Here is an 853-nt window from a genome sequence, read left to right on the forward strand (position 1 = left end):
TTCTTCCAATGCGTTGCACATGTCGCGTCCCTCCTTATATTTTTTCCAGTTTGCACGTACAATAAAATCCATGGCCGCCTCGTAGAGCGGGTTCTTTTCTTTCCCTGCATAGGCTTTGGCCAGCGGTTCGATATCCTCCTGAAGGCTCAGGTTCATCCGAAGACGGCTCAGCCAGGTGAACTCTTCTCTGGAAAGCCTGGGGAGAATCAGAATCTGCATCGGGAACATGAGTCCCGTCACATAGTAGATCCCCGGATATTTTTGAGAGATGTCCGCATGATAGAGATCCTTTAAAAATGCAGCCAGCTTCCTGGGATAGTGGCTGACAGCCAGTGAGATGGTAAGCTCCTCCGGAGGAATTTCCCGTTCTTTTTCTGTGTTGGACTGGTAAATGCAGGCGTACCCTGTTACCCTGTAATAATCGTTGATGCTGAAATAATCTTCCGGGTTCTTATACTCAATAATATTGTACTTCCGGAAAATATGACCGATACTTTTAGAAAGAATTTTATCCGGCTCCGGTTTGATCACAAGGGTATCAATCTGAAGCGGTTTTTCGGTCAGATTGAATTCTTTCAGAAATTCGAGCTGGCAGGGCTCATCCATAAACTCAATCTGTAAGGCGGCCTGGAAAGCAGGATGCCACTGTAAAGCTTTTTTCGTCATCGATTCCTCTCCTGTTATTATAATCAAAAATGCGTCAGGTATCAACAGGTATTCACAGACATTCCCCCTTTGAGTCAGATATTTTGTTTGCGGTGTATCCAAAATGAGTGATGGAAACTTATGGCCGAACTGGCCCTGACGGGATCGTCTGATCCCGTATGACGCCGTATGCTGTACAGATGACAGC

At 46.0% G+C, this 853-nt stretch carries 1 protein-coding gene; it reads right to left on the reverse strand.

Translation table 11 applies throughout. From position 1 onward, the window contains the following. Positions 1-666, reverse strand: a 666-nt coding sequence (locus tag H8S80_RS33930) for a 3-isopropylmalate dehydrogenase (RefSeq protein WP_118033389.1), incomplete at its 3' end; no start/stop codon positions are given. Positions 667-853 lie beyond the last annotated feature (187 nt).

It is taken from the genome of Hungatella sp. L36 (assembly GCF_014288035.1).